The sequence below is a fragment of the Mizugakiibacter sp. genome (assembly GCF_039680435.1).
Taxonomy (GTDB): Bacteria; Pseudomonadota; Gammaproteobacteria; order Xanthomonadales; family Rhodanobacteraceae; genus Mizugakiibacter.
In genome coordinates this window covers 1-18,760 of sequence record NZ_JBDKSX010000082.1, presented here as the reverse complement: position 1 = coordinate 18,760, position 18,760 = coordinate 1, and the positions used below count along the sequence as shown (strand labels likewise).

Genomic DNA, 18,760 nt, shown 5'->3' with positions numbered 1-18,760 from the left:
CGCTGCCGGGGCGCGGGCACAGCATCCGCGCCGCATGGAGACGACGCTTCGATCACGGGGGGAATCGCAGCAGGCGCGGCGCTGGGTGACGGCGGCGGGCGCCGCCGTGTTTCTCGTCGTGCTCGCGTTCGGGCCGCTGATCGAACACTCTGCGCTGGAACGCGCGTTCACCTCGGCGCTGTACATCGCGCTCGGGCTGTTCCTGGTCGCGCTGAGCGGGCGCTTCGCGTTCGGCCTGGCGGCGGCGGGCCTGCTGACGCTGGTGCTCGAGGCCGCCGCGCACCTCAAGTACAAATACCTCACGACGCCGCTGCTGGCGCCCGACATCGTCTACATGGTCAACGCGGATACGCTGCGCACGATGTCGCGCTATCCGCTGCTGGTCGGCGCGGCGCTGGCGGCGGTGCTGTGCGTGCCGCTGCTGCTGGGGCTGGCGTGGCGGCTCGAGCGCGCGCCTTCGTTCGCGCACCGCCGCCGGCCGTGGCTGGCGCGCGCGCTGCTCGCCGCGTTCGCGCTGCTTTCGGCCGGCGAGGCGATGAGCACCACCGGGCCGTTCGCCGAGGTGCACGCCAAGGGCATGTGGCTGGCGATGACCGACGCCAGCCTGATCACCGATTTCCTGATCTCGTTCCGCGCCACCACCGTGCAGGCGCCGGCTTACCCCACGCAGGCCGCCGACGCATTCGACTGGAAGCGCGCCGACGCCGACGCCGGCGCCGCGCTGCACCCGCGCCCCGACATCGTCGCGGTGCTGGAAGAAAGCACGTTCGATCCGCGCATCATGGCCGCCTGCACGCTTCGCCTGTGCGACCGGCGCATGTTCCACGCCGACCGCCGCACGCTGGCGCACGGCCTGCTCGACGTGCACACCTGGGGTGGCGGCACCTGGACCAGCGAGTTCTCGTTCCTGACCGGCCTCTCGCACGAGGAGTTCGGCCCGGCCGGGCTGTACGCGCCGTTCAACCTGGCGCCGCGCATCCGCTACACGCTGCCGCGCGCGCTGCGCGCCAACGGCTACCGCACGGTGGCGATCTATCCGACCGACGGCGACTTCCTCAACGGCCGCAACGCTTACGCCGACTACGGCTTCGACGCGTTCTACGGCGGCGAGCAGGTCGGCCTCGGCTGGGACTCGACCGACGCCGACCTGCTGCGCGTGTTCGAACGCGTGTACGCCGACGAGAAGGCCAAGGCCAACGGCCAGCCGGTGTTCCTGTTCATGCTGACCCTGCACCAGCACGGCCCGCACATGACGCCGTACGCGAAGCTGCGCCCGCCGTACGACCGGCCGCTGTTCACCGGCAAGATGGACGACTGGCAGAACCTCAACCTGACCAACTACCTGGAACGCCTCGACCAGTCCGATCGCGCGATCGCGCGCCTCGAGGGCCTGCTGCGCGCCGGCGGCAAGCCCGTGCTGATGGTCCACTTCGGCGACCACCAGCCGTCGTTCGACGGCGCGATCAACGGCATCGCCAAGCGCCTGCCGGCCGGCATCCCCGATCCGACCCGCGTGACCTACTACATGCTCAAGGGATACGCCACGCCGCTGCACCGCTACGACTACCCGGTGCTCGACCTCGCCTTCCTCGGCAGCCTGGTGCTGGACGCGGCGGACCTGCACAAGGACGCGTTCTTCACCGCCAACGCGCTGCTGCGCGAGCGCTGCAAGGGCCATTACCTCGACTGCGACGCGCACGCGCTGATGGACTCCTACCGCGCCGACGTGTTCGGCCAGTTGCAGGATCTCGGCGAGTGAGCGATCCCGCGATCGCCGGCGTCGACGAGGCCGGCCGCGGCCCGCTGGCCGGGCCGGTCGCGGTGGCCGCGGTGATCCTCGATCCGGCGCGGCCGATCGACGGCCTGGCCGACTCCAAGCGCCTCAGCGAAGCGCAGCGCGAAGCGCTGTACCCGCTGATCCTCGAACGCGCGCTGGCGCACGCGGTGGTGCTGGTCGAGGTCGCCGAGATCGACCGCCACAACATCTTCCGCGCGACCATGCTCGGCATGGCACGCGCCGTCGCGCAACTGCGCCGCATACCGAGCGAAGCGCTGATCGACGGCAACAAGGTGCCCGCCGGCCTGCCCTGCCCGGCGCGCGCGATCGTCGGCGGCGACGCGCGGGAACCGGCGATCAGCGCCGCCTCGATCCTGGCCAAGGTGACCCGCGACCGCCACATGTGCGCGCTGGACGCGCGCCATCCCGGCTACGGCTTCGCCCGGCACAAAGGCTACGGCACGCCGGAACACCTCGAAGCGCTGGCGCGGCTCGGTCCCTGCGCCGAGCACCGGCGCAGCTTCGCGCCGGTGCTGGCGCTGCTGGCGCCCGGACTGTTCGACGCCTGAACGCTGCCGCGCGCCGACACGGCGCACGGGTTCGCGCGACGCCATTGCCCCGCAACCCCGGCGCGCGCGAAAGCGCCTACAATGGCGCCAAGGATGTCCCGGACCGTTCCGCATGTCGGCAACAGGCTGTGCCGGGAAATTTCCTAGGGACCGAGGCCCATCGCCGCGAGGCGGCGCCCGCCGGATCCGGACGCCATCGCGGCTCACGCGCAGGAGTCCGGCCATGATCGCCCCCGCCAATACGCACACCCCCGCTTCCACCTTCACGCACGCCGGCGGCCCGTTGCGGCTGGCCGACTACGCCGCGCACCTGCACGACATGCTGGCCGATCCCGACTGGCAGTCGGCCTGTCCGGAGCCGGAACGCCTGCGCGCCCTGGTCGAGCAGCAGGACGCCATCAGCGAACAGGCGCCGCTGCCGCTGGACGTGGCCCTGCTGGCCGTCGCCTACGGCGACTTCTGCCGCTTCCGCCGCGAGCTTGCGGCCAAGCTCAACGTGCCCGACGAGCAGGCGCTGCACCCCAGCCCCGAGGACTGGCTGCAGGTGCGCCTGCGCCAGTATCGCAGCGCCGCGCCGACGACCGCCGCCGCGTACGCCGACTACCATCTCGGCGGCGACCGCTTCCGCGTGAGCTGAGCAAGCGCGCGCGCCGGCGAGCCCCGGCGCGCGCTGTCAAGCTTGCCCGCCCGGACCCCGGTGGCTAGGCTTGCCGGGCACACCCTCCGCAGGTCCCATGTCCGCCGGCTTCATCCACCTCCATCTGCACAGCGAATACTCGCTGGTGGATTCGACCATCCGCATCCCCGCGCTGGTCGACGCCTGCGTGCGCGCCGGCATGCCCGCGGTGGCGCTGACCGACGAGAGCAACCTGTTCGCGCTGGTGAAGTTCTACAAGGCGGCGAGCGCGGCCGGCCTGAAGCCGATCGTCGGCTGCGACCTGTGGCTCGCCGATGCCGCCGACGCGACGCGCCCGCAGCGCCTGACCGTGCTGTGCCGCGACCGCGACGGCTATCTCAACCTGTCGCGGCTGATATCGCGCGCCTGGCGCGAGGGGCAGCACGGCGGCCGCGCGCTGGTCGATCCGGGCTGGCTGGCCGAGGCGCAGGCCGGACTGTTCGCGCTGGCCGGACGCGACAGCCCGGTCGGCCGCGCGCTGCTGGCCGGCCAGGCCGAGGAGGCGCGCGCGCAGGCCGAGCGCCTGCGCACACTGTTCGACCAGCGCTGCTACCTCGAACTGACCCGCACCGGGCACCGCGACGAGGACGCCTTCAACGCGCATGCGCTGGAACTGGCCGCATCGCTCGACCTGCCGGTGCTGGCCAGCAACGACGTGCGCTTCCTCGCGCGCGACGACTTCGAGGCGCACGAAGCGCGCGTGTGCATCCAGCAGGGCCGCGTGCTGGCCGACCCGCGCCGGCCGCGCGACTACACCGACCAGCAGTACCTGAAAACGCCGCAGGAGATGGCGGCGCTGTTTGCCGACCTGCCCGAGGCGCTGGAGAACGGCGTCGAGCTGGCCAAGCGCTGCAACGTCGAACTGAGCTTCGGCACCTACTACCTGCCGGCGTTCCCGGTGCCCGCCGCGCACACGCTCGAATCGTTCATCCGCGCGCAGGCGCAGGCCGGCCTCGAAGCGCGCCTCGCCGGCCATGCGATCGCGCCGGGCCACCGCCGCGAGGACTACGCGCAGCGCCTGCAGACCGAGCTGGACGTCATCGTCGCGATGGGGTTCCCCGGCTACTTCCTGATCGTCGCGGACTTCATCAACTGGGCCAAGCAGAACGGCATCCCGGTCGGCCCCGGCCGCGGTTCCGGCGCCGGCTCGCTGGTCGCCTACGCGCTCGGCATCACCGACCTCGACCCGCTGCGCTTCGACCTGCTGTTCGAGCGCTTCCTCAACCCCGAACGCGTGTCCATGCCCGACTTCGACGTCGACTTCTGCATGGACCGCCGCGACGAGGTGATCGACTACGTCGCGCACAAGTACGGCCGCGACCACGTCAGCCAGATCATCACCTACGGCACGATGGCGGCGAAGGCGGTGGTGCGCGACAGCGGCCGCGTGCTCGGCATGGGCTACAACCACGTCGACGGCGTGGCCAAGCTGATCCCGAACACGCTCGGCATCTCGCTGGACGAGGCGCTGAAGGAATCGCAGGAGCTGCGCCAGCGCTACGAGGGCGAGGACGACATCCGCGAGCTGGTCGACCTGGCGCGCAAGCTCGAGGACCTCACGCGCAACGCCGGCAAGCACGCCGGCGGCGTGGTGATCGCGCCGGGGCCGCTGACCGACTACGCGCCGCTGTACAGCGAACCGGGCGGCGGCGGCGTGGTCACGCAGTTCGACAAGGACGACGTCGAGGCGGTCGGCCTGGTCAAGTTCGACTTCCTCGGCCTGCGCACGCTGACCATCATCGACTGGGCGGTGAAGGCGATCAACGCACGGCGCGCGCGCGCCGCCGAGGCGCCGCTGGACATCGCGCAACTGCCGCTCGACGACGCGGACACCTTCGCGCTGCTGAAACGCTGCGAGACCACCGCGGTGTTCCAGCTCGAATCGCGCGGCATGAAGGAACTGGTCAAGAAGCTGCAGCCGGACGTGTTCGACGACATCGTCGCGCTGGTCGCGCTGTTCCGCCCCGGCCCGCTGCAATCGGGCATGGTCGACGACTTCATCGAGCGCAAGCACGGCCACGCCGCGGTCGATTACCCGCACCCTTCGCTGGAGCCGATCCTCAAGCCGACCTACGGCGTGATCGTCTACCAGGAGCAGGTGATGCAGATCGCGCAGGTGCTGGCCGGCTACTCGCTGGGCGGCGCCGACCTGCTGCGCCGCGCGATGGGCAAGAAGAAGCCCGAGGAGATGGCCAAGCAGCGCGCCATCTTCGAGGAGGGCGCGGCGGCCAACGGCATCGACGCGCGGCTGGCGACCTCGATCTTCGACCTGATGGAGAAGTTCGCCGAGTACGGCTTCAACAAGTCGCACTCGGCCGCCTATGCGCTGGTCGCCTACCAGACCGCGTGGCTGAAGGCGCACCACCCGGCAGAATTCATGGCGGCGACCATGTCCGCGGACATGGACAACACCGACAAGGTGGTCAACTTCCTCGACGAGGCCAAGGCGATCGGCCTCGGCGTGCTGCCGCCGGACGTCAACGCCAGCGCTTTCATGTTCGAGGCACTGGACGCGAAGACGATCCAGTACGGCCTCGGCGCGATCAAGGGCGTCGGCCGCGGCGCCTGCGAGGCGATCGTCGGCGAGCGCGCCGCGCGCGGCGCCTACCGCGACCTGCTGGATTTCTGCCGCCGCGTCGACCCGACCAAGCTCAACAAGCGCGTGCTGGAGGCGCTGATCCTGTCCGGCGCGCTGGACGGCCTCGCCGCCAACCGCGCAACGCTGATGGCGCAGTTGCCGGAAGTGATGAAGGCCGCCGAGCAGCAGTTGCGCGACCGCGCCGCCGGCCAGAACGACATGTTCGGCGCGATGGGCGCGGCGCCGACGCCCATCGAATTGCCGAGCGCCGACGACTGGCCGCTCGAGCGCAAGCTGCTGGGCGAACGCGAGACGCTCGGCCACTACCTGTCCGGCCACCCGACCGACGCCTGGAAGGAAGTGCTGGCGCAGCTCGCCACCTGCCCGCTGGGCGACATCGAGCAGCGCTACCAGCCGCCGCGCCCGCGCCGCGACGACGGCGACGACGGCAACCGCTTCCGCCGCGGCCCGGAGACGCCGTGGATCGTCGCCGGCCAGGTGGTCGCCGTGCGCAAGCGCGGCGACGCGATGGCGTTCGTGCAGATCGAGGACGCCAGCGGCCGCATCGAGGCGAGCTTCTTCCGCGAGGCCTACCAGGAATACGGCCCGCTGCTGACCCGCGACGCGCTGCTGGTGGTCGAGGGCGGGCTGTCGGTCGACGACTTCGCCGGCGGCTACCAGTTGCGCGCGCGCCGCGTGTGGTCGCTGGGCGAGGCCTGCGAGCGCCACGCGCGCCTGCTGCGGGTCACCCTGAACGGCGTCGGCCCGGCCTTCGCCGAGGCGCTCAAGCAGGCGCTGGCCGGCTACCGCGGCGGGCAGACGCCGCTGCGGCTCGCCTACGCCAACGGCCACGGCCGCGCCGAATACGAGCTGGGCGACGCCTGGCGGGTGCGCGTCCAGCCGGAACTGCTGCGCGCGCTGGCCGGCCTGCCCGGCGTGCTGGGCACCGAACTCAAGCTGGCAAGGCCGAGCGCGGGCTGACCCCGTTCGCCGGTTCCGCCGGCGCGCTATACTCGCACCCTTTGTTGCGCGAACGGTCGCGAATGAACCCCAATTTCCTCGATTTCGAGCAGCCGATCGCCGAACTGGAAGCGAAGATCCAGGAGCTGCGCCACGCCAGCCACGGCCAGGCGTTCAACATCGAGGAAGAGATCGGCCGGCTGCAGGAAAAGCTGGAGGCCAGGACCGCCGATATCTTCCGCGACCTCGCGCCGTGGCAGGTGACCCAGCTCTCCCGCCACCCGGGCCGCCCCTACACCAACGACTACCTTGCCGCGATCTGCGACGAATTCCACGAGCTGGCCGGCGATCGCGCCTACGCCGACGACGCGGCCATCGTCGGCGGCCTCGGCCGCATCGACGGCAAGCCGGTGATGATCATCGGCCACCAGAAAGGCCGCGACACCAAGACCAAGGTGCGCCGCAACTTCGGCATGCCGCGCCCGGAGGGCTACCGCAAGGCGCTGCGGCTGATGAAGATGGCCGAGCGCTTCGGCCTGCCGGTGCTGACTTTCATCGACACCCCCGGCGCCTACCCCGGCGTCGGCGCCGAGGAGCGCGGCCAGAGCGAGGCGATCGCGCGCAACCTGCTGGAGATGGCCGAGCTGCGCGTGCCGGTGATCTGCACGGTGATCGGCGAAGGCGGCTCCGGCGGCGCGCTGGCGATCGGCGTCGGCGACCGCACCCTGATGCTGCAGTACTCGACCTACTCCGTGATCAGCCCCGAGGGCTGCGCCTCGATCCTGTGGAAGAGCGCCGAGAGGGCGCGCGACGCCGCCGAGGCGCTTGGCCTGACCGCGCCGCGCCTGAAGGAGCTCGGCCTGATCGACGAGATCGTGCCCGAGCCGCTGGGCGGCGCACACCGCAATCCCGAAGCGATGGCCGCCACGCTGAAGTCGATCCTGCTCGGCACCCTCGCCGAGCTGGAAGGCGTCGCCGTCCCCGACCTGCTGGAACGGCGCTACCAGCGCCTGCGCCGCTACGGCGCGTACCAGGAAGGCGGCTGAGGCCGTTCCGGGTGCCCGCCTTCGGACGGGACTTCGGTTAATCTGTCCGCATCACCGGCTTCCGCGCGCACGGACTGCGAGAGGGAACTCGATGGGCATCGGCACGAAGTACGCAGCCTTGGCCGCGGTCGTGCTCGCTTTGGCGGGATGCGAGACCATGCCCCTGAAAAAAGGGGTGGACGCGGGCGATTCCATTCCGGAGGGCATGGTCAACGCCCCCGCGCATGATCCGGACTACGACACGCCACCGCGGCTCCTGAGCGGCCACGCGCCGATCTACCCGATCAGCCAGCTCCTTTCCCACAAGGGCGGCCACTCGATGATCGAGTACACCATCGGCATCGATGGCCACACGTCGGACTTCAAGGTGCTCGAAACCGACTATCGCTACTATGCGGACCACGCAATCATCGCCGTGCAGAAGTGGCGCTACGCCCCGGCCATCAAGGACGGCCACCCGGTCGCGATCAGGGTGCGCCAGGTCTTCAACTACGGCATCAGATAGGCCTTCGCACCGCGTCGAGCGCCCCGCCCGGACGGCCATGCGGCCGAGAGCCCGCGCCGCGTTTCCGCAGCAGTGGATCCGCCACATCGTCCTTGCGGACGCACCCGTCTTGCGATGATCGCCGACGCTCTCGCCAGCACCCTGCAGGCAGCGCTGATCGGGCGTCATCCCGGCCCGCTCTGCGTCGCCTACAGCGGCGGTCCCGATTCCACCGCGCTGCTGCACGCGCTGGCGGCGCTGCCCGAGGCGCGCGCGCGCGGGCTGCGCGCGGTGCACGTCGATCACGGCCTGCACGCCGACAGCGCGCGCTGGGCGGCGCACTGTCGCGCGTTCGCGGCGCTGCTGCAGGTGCCGCTGGCGGTGATTCGCGTGGAGGTGCCGCTTGGCCGCGGCGAGGGGCTGGAGGCGGCGGCGCGCGACGCGCGCTATGCGGCGTTCGCCACCGAGCTGCGCGACGGCGAAACGCTGGTGCTGGCCCAGCACCGCGACGACCAGGCCGAAACCGTGCTGCTGAAACTGCTGCGCGGCGCCGGGCCGGAAGGCCTGGGCGGGATGCGCGCCGAGCGCGCGTTCGCGCGCGGCCGGCTGTGGCGTCCGCTGCTGGCGCTGCCGCGCGCGGCGCTGGCCGACTACGTGCGCGCGCACGCGCTGGCCTGCATCGAGGATCCCGCCAACGCCGACCCCGCGCTGGCGCGCAGCTACCTGCGTCGCGAGATCCTGCCGCGCCTCGCCCGGCACTGGCCGCAGGCGCCGCAGGCGATCGCGCACGCCGCGACGCTGTGCCGCGAGGCGGCCGCGCACATCGCGCACGAGGCGGACGCGGCGCGCGCGCGGCTGCGCGGCGCGGAGCCGGCCACGCTCGATGCCGCCGGCTGGGCCGCGCTGTCGCCGGCGCTGCGCACGCCGGTGCTGGAAGGCTGGCTGCACGGCCTCGGCCTGCCCGCGCCCACCCGCGCGCAGGCCGCCGAGCTGCTGCGCCAGGTCGAAACCAGCGCGGGCGACCGCGTCCCGCGCGTCGCCTGGCCGGGCGTCGAGATGCGCCTCTGGCGCGGCCTGCTGTACGCGATGGCGCCGTTGCCGGAAGTCCCGTCCGACTGGCGCGCGCGCTGGGACGGCACGCCGCTGGCGCTGCCGGCGCGCGGCGGCGTACTGGCGCTCGAGGTCGACGCGCCCGAACGTCTCGATGCGCCGCTGGAAGTGCGCATCGGCGTGGCCGGCGCGCGCCTGAAGCCGGCCGGCGACCGCCACACCCGCGCGCTGCGCGATCTGTACCAGCAGGCGGGCATCCCGCCCTGGCGGCGCACGCGCTGCCCGCTGATCTACACCGCCGACGGCGTACTGCTGGCGGTCGCCGACCTGTGGCGCAGCGACGCGGGCGCGGCGCTGTTCGAGCGACTGGCGGCACGGCCGCGCTGGACGCCGGCCTGCTGAGCGGCGCGAACGCGGCCGTTCAGCCGCCGTATGCTGCGCGGCGCTTAGCGTGCTCATGCGGATCGCGAACGGTTCGCCGCGCCCCGTCGCCGCGGAGGAAGACGCCATGACGCCCCGAACGCTCAACCGCACCCTTGCCGCCGCGCTGGCCCTGGCCTGCGCCCTGCCGCTGGCCGCCTGGGCCGACCCGCCGCCGTGGGCGCCCGCGCACGGCTACCGCGCCAAGCACCGCTACGTCTATTACCCGTCCGGCGAGGTCTACTACGCGCCCGACTCGCGGCTGTGGTTCTGGCTGGGCGGCAACGGCTGGAGCTTCGGCGCCAGCCTGCCGCTGGACTACCAGCCCTATGTGCGCAGCGGCGGCATCTCGCTGGAGCTGTACAGCGACCGGCCCTACGTCGATCACACCTACGTGGTCGAGCACTACGGCGGCCACCGCCCCGACTTCAGGCACCGCGACCGCGACCGTGATCGCGGCGGCGATCGCGGCGGCGATCGCGGCCATCGCGACGACGACGGTCACGGCCACGGCAATGGCCATGGCAACGGCCGCGGCAAGGGCAGGCACGACGGCGGCTGACCCGCCCACGCGGGGCGCTGCCGGCCACGCTACCGGAAACCCGCGGGTCGCCGCGTCTGCGACCCGCGCGATTGATTCCCGCCATGCGCTGCGCTAGCTTTGCGCGCCATGGCGAAGCCCGCACCCGCAGCCGACTCCCCCGCGCCGATCGCGCAGTTCGAGCACTCGCTGGACGAGCTCGAGCAACTGGTCGCGCGCATGGAGGAAGGCGAACTCAGCCTGGACGAATCGCTGCAGTCGTTCGAGCGCGGCATCGCGCTCTACCGCAACTGCCAGAACGCGCTGGAGCAGGCGGAGCTGCGCGTGAAGCTGCTGCTCGATCCGGACGCGCCCGCCGGCGCGACGCCTTTCGAGGCGCCCGAATAGGCGCACCGCGCGGCGCCTTGCGGGCGCCGGTTTCGTCGTCACACCCGCCCCGCCCGGCTGCCGCGTTCGCGCGGACGGCCGGACGGATACGCGCCAACGCACCGAGGCTCAACGTGGCTGTCAGTTCCTCCGCGCCCGCTCCGGCTCTCCAGGCGCTGATCGCGCGCGCCGACGCCGCGCTGGCGCGCGCGCTGCCGCCGGAAGGCCAACCGCCGGCCGACCTGCACCGCGCGATGCGCTACGCCGTGCTCGGCGGCGGCAAGCGCCTGCGCCCGCTGCTGGTGTACGCGGCCGGCGCCGCGCTGGACGCGGCCGACGCGGCGCTGGACGCGCCGGCCTGCGCGGTCGAGCTGATCCACGCCTACTCGCTGGTGCACGACGACCTGCCGGCGATGGACGACGACGCCCTGCGCCGCGGCCGCCCGACCTGCCATGTCGCGTTCGGCGAGGCGACGGCGATCCTGGCCGGCGACGCCCTGCAGGCGCTGGCGTTCGAGCTGCTGGCGGGCGACGCGGCATCCGGCCTGGACGCGGCCACGCGCATCGAGATGCTGCGCGTGCTGGGCGCCGCCTGTGGCGCCGAGGGCATGGCCGGCGGCCAGGCGCTGGACCTCGCCGCGGTCGGCAAGACCCTCACTCTGGCCGAACTCGAGCGCATGCACATGCACAAGACCGGCGCGCTGATCCGCGCCGCGGTGCGCCTGGGCGCGCTGGCCGGCGGCGCCGGTGCAACCACGCTCGGCGCGCTCGATCGCTACGGCCACGCCGTCGGCCTGGCCTTCCAGGTGCAGGACGACATCCTCGACGTCGAAGGCGCGACCGAGGTGCTGGGCAAGACCGCCGGCAAGGATGCCGCCGCCGCCAAGCCGACCTTCCCCTCGATCCTCGGCATGGACGCCTCGCGCCGCCGTCTCGCCGAGCTCACCGACGCGGCGCTGGACGCGCTGCGCCCGCTGGGCGCGCGCGCGGCGCTGCTGGCCGAACTGGCGCGCTACGCCGCTGCGCGCGCGCACTGATCATCACGGCGACGCAGCCGCAGGATGCGGCGAGCGTCGCGGACGCATCGGAGGCGGATGCGCTTCGCGGCGCGGTTACTTGATCAGCCGCAGCGCGTAGGGATAGCGGTAGGCCTTGCCCTCGTTGGCGCGGATCGCGGCAACGATCGTGCAGACCAGCCAGGCGATGCCGAGTACGACGAACAGCGGGATCGTGACCACCAGCCCGATGCCGATGGTGATCACCGACAGCACCACCAGGGCAAGCGCGGCGATCGCCACCGTGATGTTGAAGTTCAGCGCTTCCTTGCCCTGATCGTCCACGAACGGCATCGTGTCTTTCTTCATCAGCCAGATCACCAACGGGCCGACGAACACGGCCAGGCCGCCGAGGGTCGAACTGAGCAGGCCGCCGATCAGCGCCGAGAGGTGCGCGAACATTGCCCACTGGCGCTCTTCCGCGCTGGGTACGCCGCCTGCGGGCGGCGGGGGCGGCGTGGACACGGACTCCGGGGGCACACTCATGGCTTCGCTCCTGCCAAGCGCGACATGCGCCGTGCCACTGTCCGGAGGCGGCGCAGCGCTGTCAAGCCCGCATGTCGCCGGGCGAACGGCCTTGCGGGAGGGGCTTCGGCCCCGGCCGGAACGGCCGCGAGCGGAGCCGAAGCCCCTCCCGCGCCGCCCTTGCGGTTATTCCCCGGCCACGGTCATGCGCTCGACCAGGATCGAGCCGGTGAGGATGTGCGAACGCGGATCGACGTCGCGGCCGACCGCGACGATGCCGGCGAACATGTCGCGCAGGTTGGCGGCGATGGTGATCTCCTCCACCGGGTAGGCGATCTCGCCGTTCTCCACCCAGAAACCGGCGGCGCCGCGCGAGTAGTCGCCGGTGACGATCGACACGCCCTGTCCCATCACCTCGGTGACGACCAGGCCGGTGCCCATGCGCTGCAGCAGCGCGGCGAAGTCGTCGCTGCCGGGCGCGACCACGAGGTTGTGGATGCCGCCGGCATTGGCGGTGCTGGCAAGGCCGAGCTTGCGCGCCGAGTAGCTGCCCAGCACGTAGCGCTGCAGCACGCCGCCGGCCACCAGCGGCGATTCGCGCGTGGCCACGCCCTCGGCGTCGAACGCGGTCGAGCCGTGGCCGCGCGCCAGATGCGGGCGCTCGACGATGTCGACGAACGGAGGCAGCACCTGCCTGCCCGCGTGGTCGAGCAGGAAGCTGGCCTTGCGGTACAGCGCGCCGCCGCTGACCGCGGACACCAGGTGCCCGACCAGCGAGCGCGCCACTTCGGGCACGAACAGCACCGGGCACTGGCGCGTCGTCAGCCGTTGCGCGCCGAGGCGCGCGACGGTGCGCTCGGCGGCCTTGCGGCCGAGCTCGGCGGCGGGCATGAAATCCGCCGCCGCGCGCACGGTGTCGTACCAGTAGTCGCGCTGCATGCCGGCGTCGTCCTCGGCGATCAGCGCGCACGACAGCATGTGCCGCGTGCCGCGCTCGCGGCCGACGAAGCCGTGCGAGTTGGCGTACACCGCCAGCGTCTCGCCGGCCTGCACCGCCGCGCCTTCGGAGTTGCTGATGCGCGGGACCGCGCGGCCGGCGTCCTCGATCTCGACGCCCAGCGCGCTCGCCCGCTCGACGTCGATGTCCCACGGATGCCACAGGTCGAGTTCGGGGAATTCGCGCGCCATCAGCGCGGCGTCGGCGAGGCCGGCGGCGGGGTCTTCCTCGGTGTAGCGCGCGATCGCGCAGGCCTGGCGGATGCTGGCCTCGATCGAATCCGGCTGCAGGTCCGCGGTGCTGGCCGAGCCCTTGCGCTGGCCGAAGTACACGGTGATGCCGAAGCCGCGGTCGCGGGTGCGCTCGACCGTTTCCACCTCGCCGAGGCGCACGCTGACGCTCAGGCCGGTATCGATGCTGGCAGCGACCTCCGCCTGCGAGGCGCCCGCGGCGCGGCAGCGCCGGATCACGTCCTCGGCAAGTTCGGCCAGCCGATCGAGTTCGCCCGCGCTGCTGTCCTGCTTGGCTGTTACTGCGTTCACCGCCTATCCTTCTCGACGTGCGCGCGGCCGGGCCGCGCCAGAAATCCGATGATGCGCCATTCCGACACCGACGACGCCGCGCCATTCGAAGCGCCCAGCCGCAGCCAGCAGCGCCGCGATGCCCTGGCCGTGCTGGAGCTTGCGGAAACGCTGGTCGCGTTGCCGCCGTCCCGCCTCGACGCGCTCGGCCTGCCCGAGGACGTGCGCGCGGAAATCGCCAACGTGCGCCGCATCACCGCGCACGTCGCGCGCAAGCGCCAGCTCGCCTACCTGGCCAAGCTGATGCGCCGGCACGGCGAAGAGGCCTTTGCCGAAGCGCGCGCCGGCCTCAACCACGACCGCGACCACCAGCGTCGCGAAACCGCCACGCTGCACCGCTTCGAGGCGCTGCGCGAGCGCCTGCTCAGCGAAGGCGACGCGGCGCTGACCGAACTGTTCGCGCAGCACCCGCACGCCGACCGCCAGCACCTGCGCGCGCTGATCCGCCAGGCGCGCAGCGAGCGTGAACAGAACAAGCCGCTGCACGCCTACCGCGAACTGTTCCGCCTGCTGCGCGAGCTTTCTTCGGACGCGGATTGACGCGGACATTACCGATCCGTCCGCGTGCATCCGTTTCCATTGCATCCATTCGCCCCGCGCGCGGCATGCCGCCGACAGGGCCGTAGGGTGGGCTTCAGCCCACCATCGTTCCATTCCACGCATGCATGCGGTGGGCTGAAGCCCACCCCACTTGAGATCTCCGGACGCGTATCGACGCGGATATTTCCGCCCTGGCCGCGTTCATCCGCGCGAATCCGTGTCAAACAAGATGCCTTGCCGTGCACTCACGCGGCGGTGCCGCCGACGGTCATGCCGTCCACGCGCAGGGTCGGCTGGCCGACGCCGACCGGCACGCTCTGCCCGTCCTTGCCGCACACGCCGACGCCTTCGTCGAGCGCGAGGTCGTTGCCGACCATGCTGACCCGCGTCAGCACCTCCGGCCCCGAGCCGACCAGGGTCGCGCCCTTCACCGGCCGCGTCACCTTGCCATCCTCGATCAGGTAGGCCTCGCTGGCCGAGAACACGAACTTGCCGTTGGTGATGTCGACCTGGCCGCCGCCGAAGTTGACCGCGTACAGGCCGCGCTTGACCGAGCGCAGGATCTCCTCGGGGTCGCTCTCGCCGGCGCGCATGTAGGTGTTGGTCATGCGCGGCATCGGCAGGTGCGCGAAGGATTCGCGGCGGCCGTTGCCGGTCGGCTGCATGCCCATCAGCCGCGCGTTCATGGTGTCCTGCATGTAGCCGGCGAGCACGCCGTTCTCGATCAGCGTGGTGCACGCGCTGGGCGTGCCCTCGTCGTCGACGCTGAGCGAGCCGCGGCGGCCCGGCAGCGTGCCGTCGTCGACCACGGTGACGAGGCCGGAAGCCACGCGCTGGCCCATGCGCCCGGCGAACGCCGAGGTGCCCGGGCGGTTGAAGTCGCCCTCGAGGCCGAGGCCGATCGCCTCGTGCAGCAGCACGCCGGGCAAGCCGGGACCGAGAACCACGGTCATCGTGCCGGCTGGCGCGTCGACCGCTTCCAGGTTGACCAGCGCCTGGCGCACCGCCTCGCGCGCCCACGCCTGCGGCTTGCCGTTGGCCAGCAGTTCGCGGTAGTCGAAGCGTCCGCCGCCGCCGGCGTGGCCCTGCTCGCGACGGCCGTTGCGCTCGACGATCACCTGCACGTTGAAGCGCACCAGCGGGCGCACGTCGGCGGCCAGCGTGCCGCTGGAGGCCGCGACCAGCACGGTGTCCAGCGCGGCGGCGATGCTGACCACGACCTGCGACACGCGCGGGTCCTGCGCGCGGCAGTAGGCGTCGATCTCGCGCAGCACGGCGATCTTGTCGGCGTTGTCCAGGCTCTCGATCGGATCGACCGGCGGATACAGCGCGCGCGCGTCGCGCAGCGCCAGCGGCCGGCCGGCGCCATTGCCGCCGTGCGCGATCGCGCGCGCCGCACGCGCGGCCTCGACCAGCTGCGGCAGCACGATTTCGTCGGAATAGGCGAAGCCGGTGCGCTCGCCGGCGATCGCGCGCACGCCGACGCCCTGCTCGATCGAGTGGTGGCCTTCCTTGACGATGCCGTCCTCCAGCGCCCACGACTCCGAGCGCGAGTGCTGGAAATACAGGTCCGCCGCGTCGATCGACGGCCCCATCAACTGCGCGAACACGCGCTCGAGGTCGCCGGCGGCAAGCCCGCCCGGGCGCAGCAGCCGCTGTTCGGCCAGCGCGATCAAACCGTCCATCGTGGGGGAAGTCTCGTGCGGTTCGTGGATGGGTTGTGACATGGGGGCGCCGGCGCAGGGAGTAAAGCCCGGCGCCGCAGATGCGATCGCCGCATCAGGGCACGTTCCTGTTTTCGCTCGGCTTTTGCCCGGTCTCCGCCTCGACGCCCTTGGCGATCAGGGTGATCTGCGGCTTCTCCCAACTGCCGCCGACGTGGTAGCGGGCGGCGGCGGCCTGGTTGAGACCCTTGCCCAGCAGGCCCTGCACGGCGAGGCCGGCCGCGGCGCCGACCGGGCCGCCGGCGATCGCGCCGACCACCGGCAGGGTGCCGCCGACGTGCGGCACCACCAGCAGGGTCTGGTCGTAGTCCTTGGCCTTGAGGCCGGTGCGGCCGCTGATGGCGATGTCGGCCGCCGGCCCCTTGATCTCGAGGTTCCGCGTCCAGGCGCTGCCGTCGTCGAACGTGATCAGGCCCTCGATGGTGTTGAAGCTGAAGCCGGAGCGGAAGATGTCGCCGAAGTCGAGCGTCAACCGGCGCGGCAGCTCGCGCACGGAGAACAATCCGAACAGGCGGCCGACGCCGGGGCTCACTTCCGGAATGCGCCCGTCCTTGACCGCGACCTGCAGCGTGCCGTCCATGCGCGCCAGGTCGAACGCGGTCGGCGCGCCCGGCCAGCCCGCCACGATGTGCGCCTGCGTCTCGCCGCCGCTGAACACGCCGGCGTAGCCGAACGCGTCGAGCATCTTGCCGAGGTCGTCGGCGTAGAAGTCGAGGGTGAACTGCGAGCGGCTGCCCCTGGCGTCGCCGTTCCAGTCGCCGCTGGCGCGCAGTTGCACGCTGGACGAATGGGTTTCCATCTGCTCGACGCGCATGCCGGCCGCGGTCGGATAGCTCTCGAAGCGCGCTTCGCCGAGGTTCGACTTGCCGAGGCGCAGGTCGCCGACCCAGAAGTGCAGCGGCGGCACCGACGCGGGGGCCACGCCGGCGAGCGTGTCGGCGGAGGCGGCCTCCGGCGCGCCCGCGCTCGATGCGGCGGCCGGCGCGGGCTGCGCCGACGCGGCGGCCGCGGTCGCGGCGCCGCCGTTCTCTTCCGGCCAGTGCAGGCGTTCGAAGCGCGCGGTGACGCCGCGCCGCGCCAGATCCTGCGTCGGGATGGACAGCGTCCCCGCGGCCGCGTCGCCGGACAGGGTCAGCGTGGTCTGCGCCGGCTCGAACGCCAGCTTCACGCCGAGCTCATGGAAGCTGCGGCCGAACAGGCGCGCGTCGGCGGCGGTGAAGTCCGCGCCCCGCAGCGGATTGCCGCCGGGTCCCATGTCCTGGCCGGCCATCGCCAGCGCGGCCCAGCCGCCGAGATCGAAGCGACCGGCGCGGCCGCCGACGTACCCGCCGGCGACCGGTGCGCCGGCCGGCAACGCGTCGCCCAGCGCGACGTTCGCCGCCGGCCATGCGTTCGGATCCTGCGGCATGCGCGCGCGCGCGCGCAGCACGTCGCCCAGCGCCACGGTGAACGCATTGCCGGCCACCGGCAGGTCGAGGCGCAGATCGAGCGGCAGCACGTCGTCGGCGGCTTTGTCCAGCGGCGCCGGCAGCGCGACCGCGATGCCTTCGAGGCTGGAGCGCACCTGCAGCACGGGCGTCGCCGCGGCCAGCGTCGGCGCGGTCGGGATGGTCAGGCCGATGTCGAAGTCGCTGTCGCCGCTGGCGATCTGCGGCAGCTTGGCGAGCTGGGCGTAGCCTTCGACGAGCTGCGCGACGCCGAAATGGCCGTCCATCCGCGCTTCGAGCTGATGCGCCGGATCGGCGGTGTCGGCGCCGACCGCCAGCGCCAGATTCGCGGGCGCGCCGTGGAAGCGCGCCGTCAGCGGGCTGGCGCGGAAGCCGCCGGCGTCGAACGCGAGCGGGCCGTTGATCTTGTCCAGGCGCAGGTTCCAGTCCTTCGCCGTCAGGTTGGCGTCGGCGAGCTGCACGCGTCCGTCCAGCGTGAACTGCTCGGCGTGCGCGACCGGCAGCACCAACGTGAAGCCGAGCCTGCCGCTGCCGCCGCCGAGACGCAGGCCCTTCAGCGCATTGCCGTAGCGCGCGCCGATCGGGCTGCGGCGCACGAAGTCGAGCAGGTTCGGCGCCCGGCCGCTGCCCTCGACCGCCAGCGTCAGCACCGCGTCGGCAAGATCCGGGATCACTGCCGACGCCGTGCTCGCCTGGTTGCCGAGCACCTGCGCGGCGCGCGCCTGCACGACCATGCCGGCGTTGACGAAATCGGCGCTGGCGGCGATGCCTTCGGCGCGCGGCCAGCCTTCGCCGTAGTCGAGCGTCGCGCCCTCGATCTCGCCCAGCGCCTGGAAGCGGCCGCGGTGTTCGGGGAACGGCCAGTCGTCGAGATCGCCGCGCACCAGCACGTGCGCGGAGGTCAGCCGGCCCGCGACCAATGCGCGGTCCAGCCATGCGACCGCCGATGGCGGCATCACGTTGACCGGCCAGAACAGCTTGGCCGCGGGCACGTCACCGTGGGTCGCCACGGCGTAGAGGTCGAGGAACGGGCGCGTGCCGTCGCCCTGCAGCAGCATCTCGCCGCGCGCCTCGCCGCCGTAGCCTTCGCCCTCGAAGGCCAACGCGTCGGTGCCGATGTGGGTGCCGTCCGCGTCGCTCCAGACCGCGACCGTGCCGGCGACGCGGCCCAGCGCGAACGGCTTGCGGAACACGTGCGGATAGCGGAACACGGTCGCCTGCGCCGGCAGCTCGAGGCTGAGCGCGGCGGCGTCGCCGCGCAGCGTGCCGTCGAGGCGGTCGATGCCCGGCAGCGCGCCGCTGGGCGCGAAGCCGACGCCGCCGAGCTGCGCGTCGAGCTCGAACGCCTGCGCGCCTGCCCAGCGCAGCCGCGCCTGCGCGATGCGCCCGTGCGGCGCGGCGGCGGCGAGCCAGCCGGACAGCGCCGGCGGCGCGCCCGGCAGCAGCGCGGCCAGCGGCGCCAACGCACCGATGTCCAGCGCCC

The 18,760-nt window shown here is 72.4% G+C and carries 15 protein-coding genes; 11 read left to right on the top strand and 4 right to left on the bottom strand.

Features of this window, described 5'->3' with window-relative positions:
* The first annotated feature begins 34 nt into the window (after positions 1 to 34).
* The 10 genes from ABFC67_RS08705 (at position 35) to ispA (ending at position 11,504) form a co-directional block, all read left to right on the top strand.
* The gene (locus ABFC67_RS08705; RefSeq protein WP_346737609.1) at positions 35 to 1,759 is read left to right on the top strand and encodes a sulfatase-like hydrolase/transferase; all 1,725 of its coding nucleotides are present in this window, start codon (positions 35 to 37) and stop codon (positions 1,757 to 1,759) included.
* Positions 1,756 to 2,346 (top strand): ribonuclease HII, encoded by a 591-nt coding sequence (gene rnhB, locus ABFC67_RS08700; protein ID WP_346737608.1) that lies wholly within the window; start codon positions 1,756 to 1,758, stop codon positions 2,344 to 2,346. The genes ABFC67_RS08705 and rnhB overlap by 4 nt, the downstream gene beginning before the upstream one ends.
* Positions 2,347 to 2,569: 223 nt before the next feature.
* Positions 2,570 to 2,983 carry a hypothetical protein gene (locus ABFC67_RS08695; RefSeq protein ID WP_346737607.1) on the top strand — a complete coding sequence of 138 codons (414 nt, stop codon included), beginning with the start codon at positions 2,570 to 2,572 and terminating at the stop codon, positions 2,981 to 2,983.
* A gap of 97 nt (positions 2,984 to 3,080) precedes the next feature.
* Positions 3,081 to 6,581 carry a DNA polymerase III subunit alpha gene (dnaE, locus tag ABFC67_RS08690; RefSeq protein WP_346737606.1) on the top strand — a complete coding sequence of 1,167 codons (3,501 nt, stop codon included), beginning with the start codon at positions 3,081 to 3,083 and terminating at the stop codon, positions 6,579 to 6,581.
* 62 nt (positions 6,582 to 6,643) lie between these two features.
* Entirely contained in the window at positions 6,644 to 7,606 is a 963-nt protein-coding gene (locus ABFC67_RS08685) for an acetyl-CoA carboxylase carboxyltransferase subunit alpha (RefSeq protein WP_346737605.1), read from the top strand.
* A 91-nt stretch (positions 7,607 to 7,697) separates the two neighbouring features.
* On the top strand, positions 7,698 to 8,111 hold the full coding sequence (locus tag ABFC67_RS08680; protein WP_346737604.1) for an energy transducer TonB: 414 nt from the start codon (positions 7,698 to 7,700) through the stop codon (positions 8,109 to 8,111).
* A gap of 114 nt (positions 8,112 to 8,225) precedes the next feature.
* A complete protein-coding gene (gene tilS, locus ABFC67_RS08675; RefSeq protein ID WP_346737603.1) occupies positions 8,226 to 9,542 on the top strand; it encodes a tRNA lysidine(34) synthetase TilS in 1,317 nt (438 codons plus the stop codon).
* Positions 9,543 to 9,648: 106 nt separating this feature from the next.
* Complete coding sequence (locus ABFC67_RS08670) at positions 9,649 to 10,122, top strand: hypothetical protein (RefSeq protein ID WP_346737602.1); 474 nt, start codon at positions 9,649 to 9,651, stop codon at positions 10,120 to 10,122.
* A gap of 108 nt (positions 10,123 to 10,230) precedes the next feature.
* Complete coding sequence (locus ABFC67_RS08665) at positions 10,231 to 10,488, top strand: exodeoxyribonuclease VII small subunit (protein WP_346737601.1); 258 nt, start codon at positions 10,231 to 10,233, stop codon at positions 10,486 to 10,488.
* 113 nt (positions 10,489 to 10,601) lie between these two features.
* Positions 10,602 to 11,504 (top strand): (2E,6E)-farnesyl diphosphate synthase, encoded by a 903-nt coding sequence (gene ispA, locus ABFC67_RS08660; RefSeq protein ID WP_346737600.1) that lies wholly within the window; start codon positions 10,602 to 10,604, stop codon positions 11,502 to 11,504.
* Between the two features lie 75 nt (positions 11,505 to 11,579).
* On the opposite strand, the gene ABFC67_RS08655 is transcribed toward ispA, so the two are convergent.
* Together ABFC67_RS08655 and pmbA are read right to left on the bottom strand one after the other, a co-directional pair.
* Positions 11,580 to 12,008 carry a DUF4870 domain-containing protein gene (locus ABFC67_RS08655; protein WP_346737599.1) on the bottom strand — a complete coding sequence of 143 codons (429 nt, stop codon included), beginning with the start codon at positions 12,006 to 12,008 and terminating at the stop codon, positions 11,580 to 11,582.
* A gap of 165 nt (positions 12,009 to 12,173) precedes the next feature.
* Positions 12,174 to 13,526 carry a metalloprotease PmbA gene (gene pmbA, locus ABFC67_RS08650; RefSeq protein WP_346737598.1) on the bottom strand — a complete coding sequence of 451 codons (1,353 nt, stop codon included), beginning with the start codon at positions 13,524 to 13,526 and terminating at the stop codon, positions 12,174 to 12,176.
* A gap of 51 nt (positions 13,527 to 13,577) precedes the next feature.
* Between pmbA and yjgA the strand changes: the two genes are divergently transcribed.
* Positions 13,578 to 14,105, top strand: coding sequence for a ribosome biogenesis factor YjgA (gene yjgA / locus ABFC67_RS08645; protein WP_346737597.1), 528 nt, complete (start codon positions 13,578 to 13,580; stop codon positions 14,103 to 14,105).
* Between the two features lie 245 nt (positions 14,106 to 14,350).
* Here yjgA and tldD read toward each other — a convergent pair whose 3' ends face one another.
* Together tldD and ABFC67_RS08635 are read right to left on the bottom strand one after the other, a co-directional pair.
* Entirely contained in the window at positions 14,351 to 15,790 is a 1,440-nt protein-coding gene (gene tldD, locus ABFC67_RS08640) for a metalloprotease TldD (RefSeq protein ID WP_346737626.1), read from the bottom strand.
* Positions 15,791 to 15,884: 94 nt separating this feature from the next.
* Positions 15,885 to 18,760: YhdP family protein (locus tag ABFC67_RS08635; RefSeq protein WP_346737596.1), on the bottom strand; the 2,876-nt coding region annotated here is incomplete at its 5' end.

Coding starts and splice junctions, on each gene's coding strand:
- dnaE (WP_346737606.1), top strand. CDS start 3,081: ATGTCCGCCGGCTTCATCCACCTCCATCTGCACAGCGAATACTCGCTG.
- ABFC67_RS08670 (WP_346737602.1), top strand. CDS start 9,649: ATGACGCCCCGAACGCTCAACCGCACCCTTGCCGCCGCGCTGGCCCTG.
- tldD (WP_346737626.1), bottom strand. CDS start 15,790: ATGGACGGTTTGATCGCGCTGGCCGAACAGCGGCTGCTGCGCCCGGGC.
- ABFC67_RS08655 (WP_346737599.1), bottom strand. CDS start 12,008: ATGAGTGTGCCCCCGGAGTCCGTGTCCACGCCGCCCCCGCCGCCCGCA.
- tilS (WP_346737603.1), top strand. CDS start 8,226: ATGATCGCCGACGCTCTCGCCAGCACCCTGCAGGCAGCGCTGATCGGG.
- ABFC67_RS08695 (WP_346737607.1), top strand. CDS start 2,570: ATGATCGCCCCCGCCAATACGCACACCCCCGCTTCCACCTTCACGCAC.
- ABFC67_RS08665 (WP_346737601.1), top strand. CDS start 10,231: ATGGCGAAGCCCGCACCCGCAGCCGACTCCCCCGCGCCGATCGCGCAG.
- ABFC67_RS08680 (WP_346737604.1), top strand. CDS start 7,698: ATGGGCATCGGCACGAAGTACGCAGCCTTGGCCGCGGTCGTGCTCGCT.
- ABFC67_RS08705 (WP_346737609.1), top strand. CDS start 35: ATGGAGACGACGCTTCGATCACGGGGGGAATCGCAGCAGGCGCGGCGC.
- yjgA (WP_346737597.1), top strand. CDS start 13,578: ATGCGCCATTCCGACACCGACGACGCCGCGCCATTCGAAGCGCCCAGC.
- ABFC67_RS08685 (WP_346737605.1), top strand. CDS start 6,644: ATGAACCCCAATTTCCTCGATTTCGAGCAGCCGATCGCCGAACTGGAA.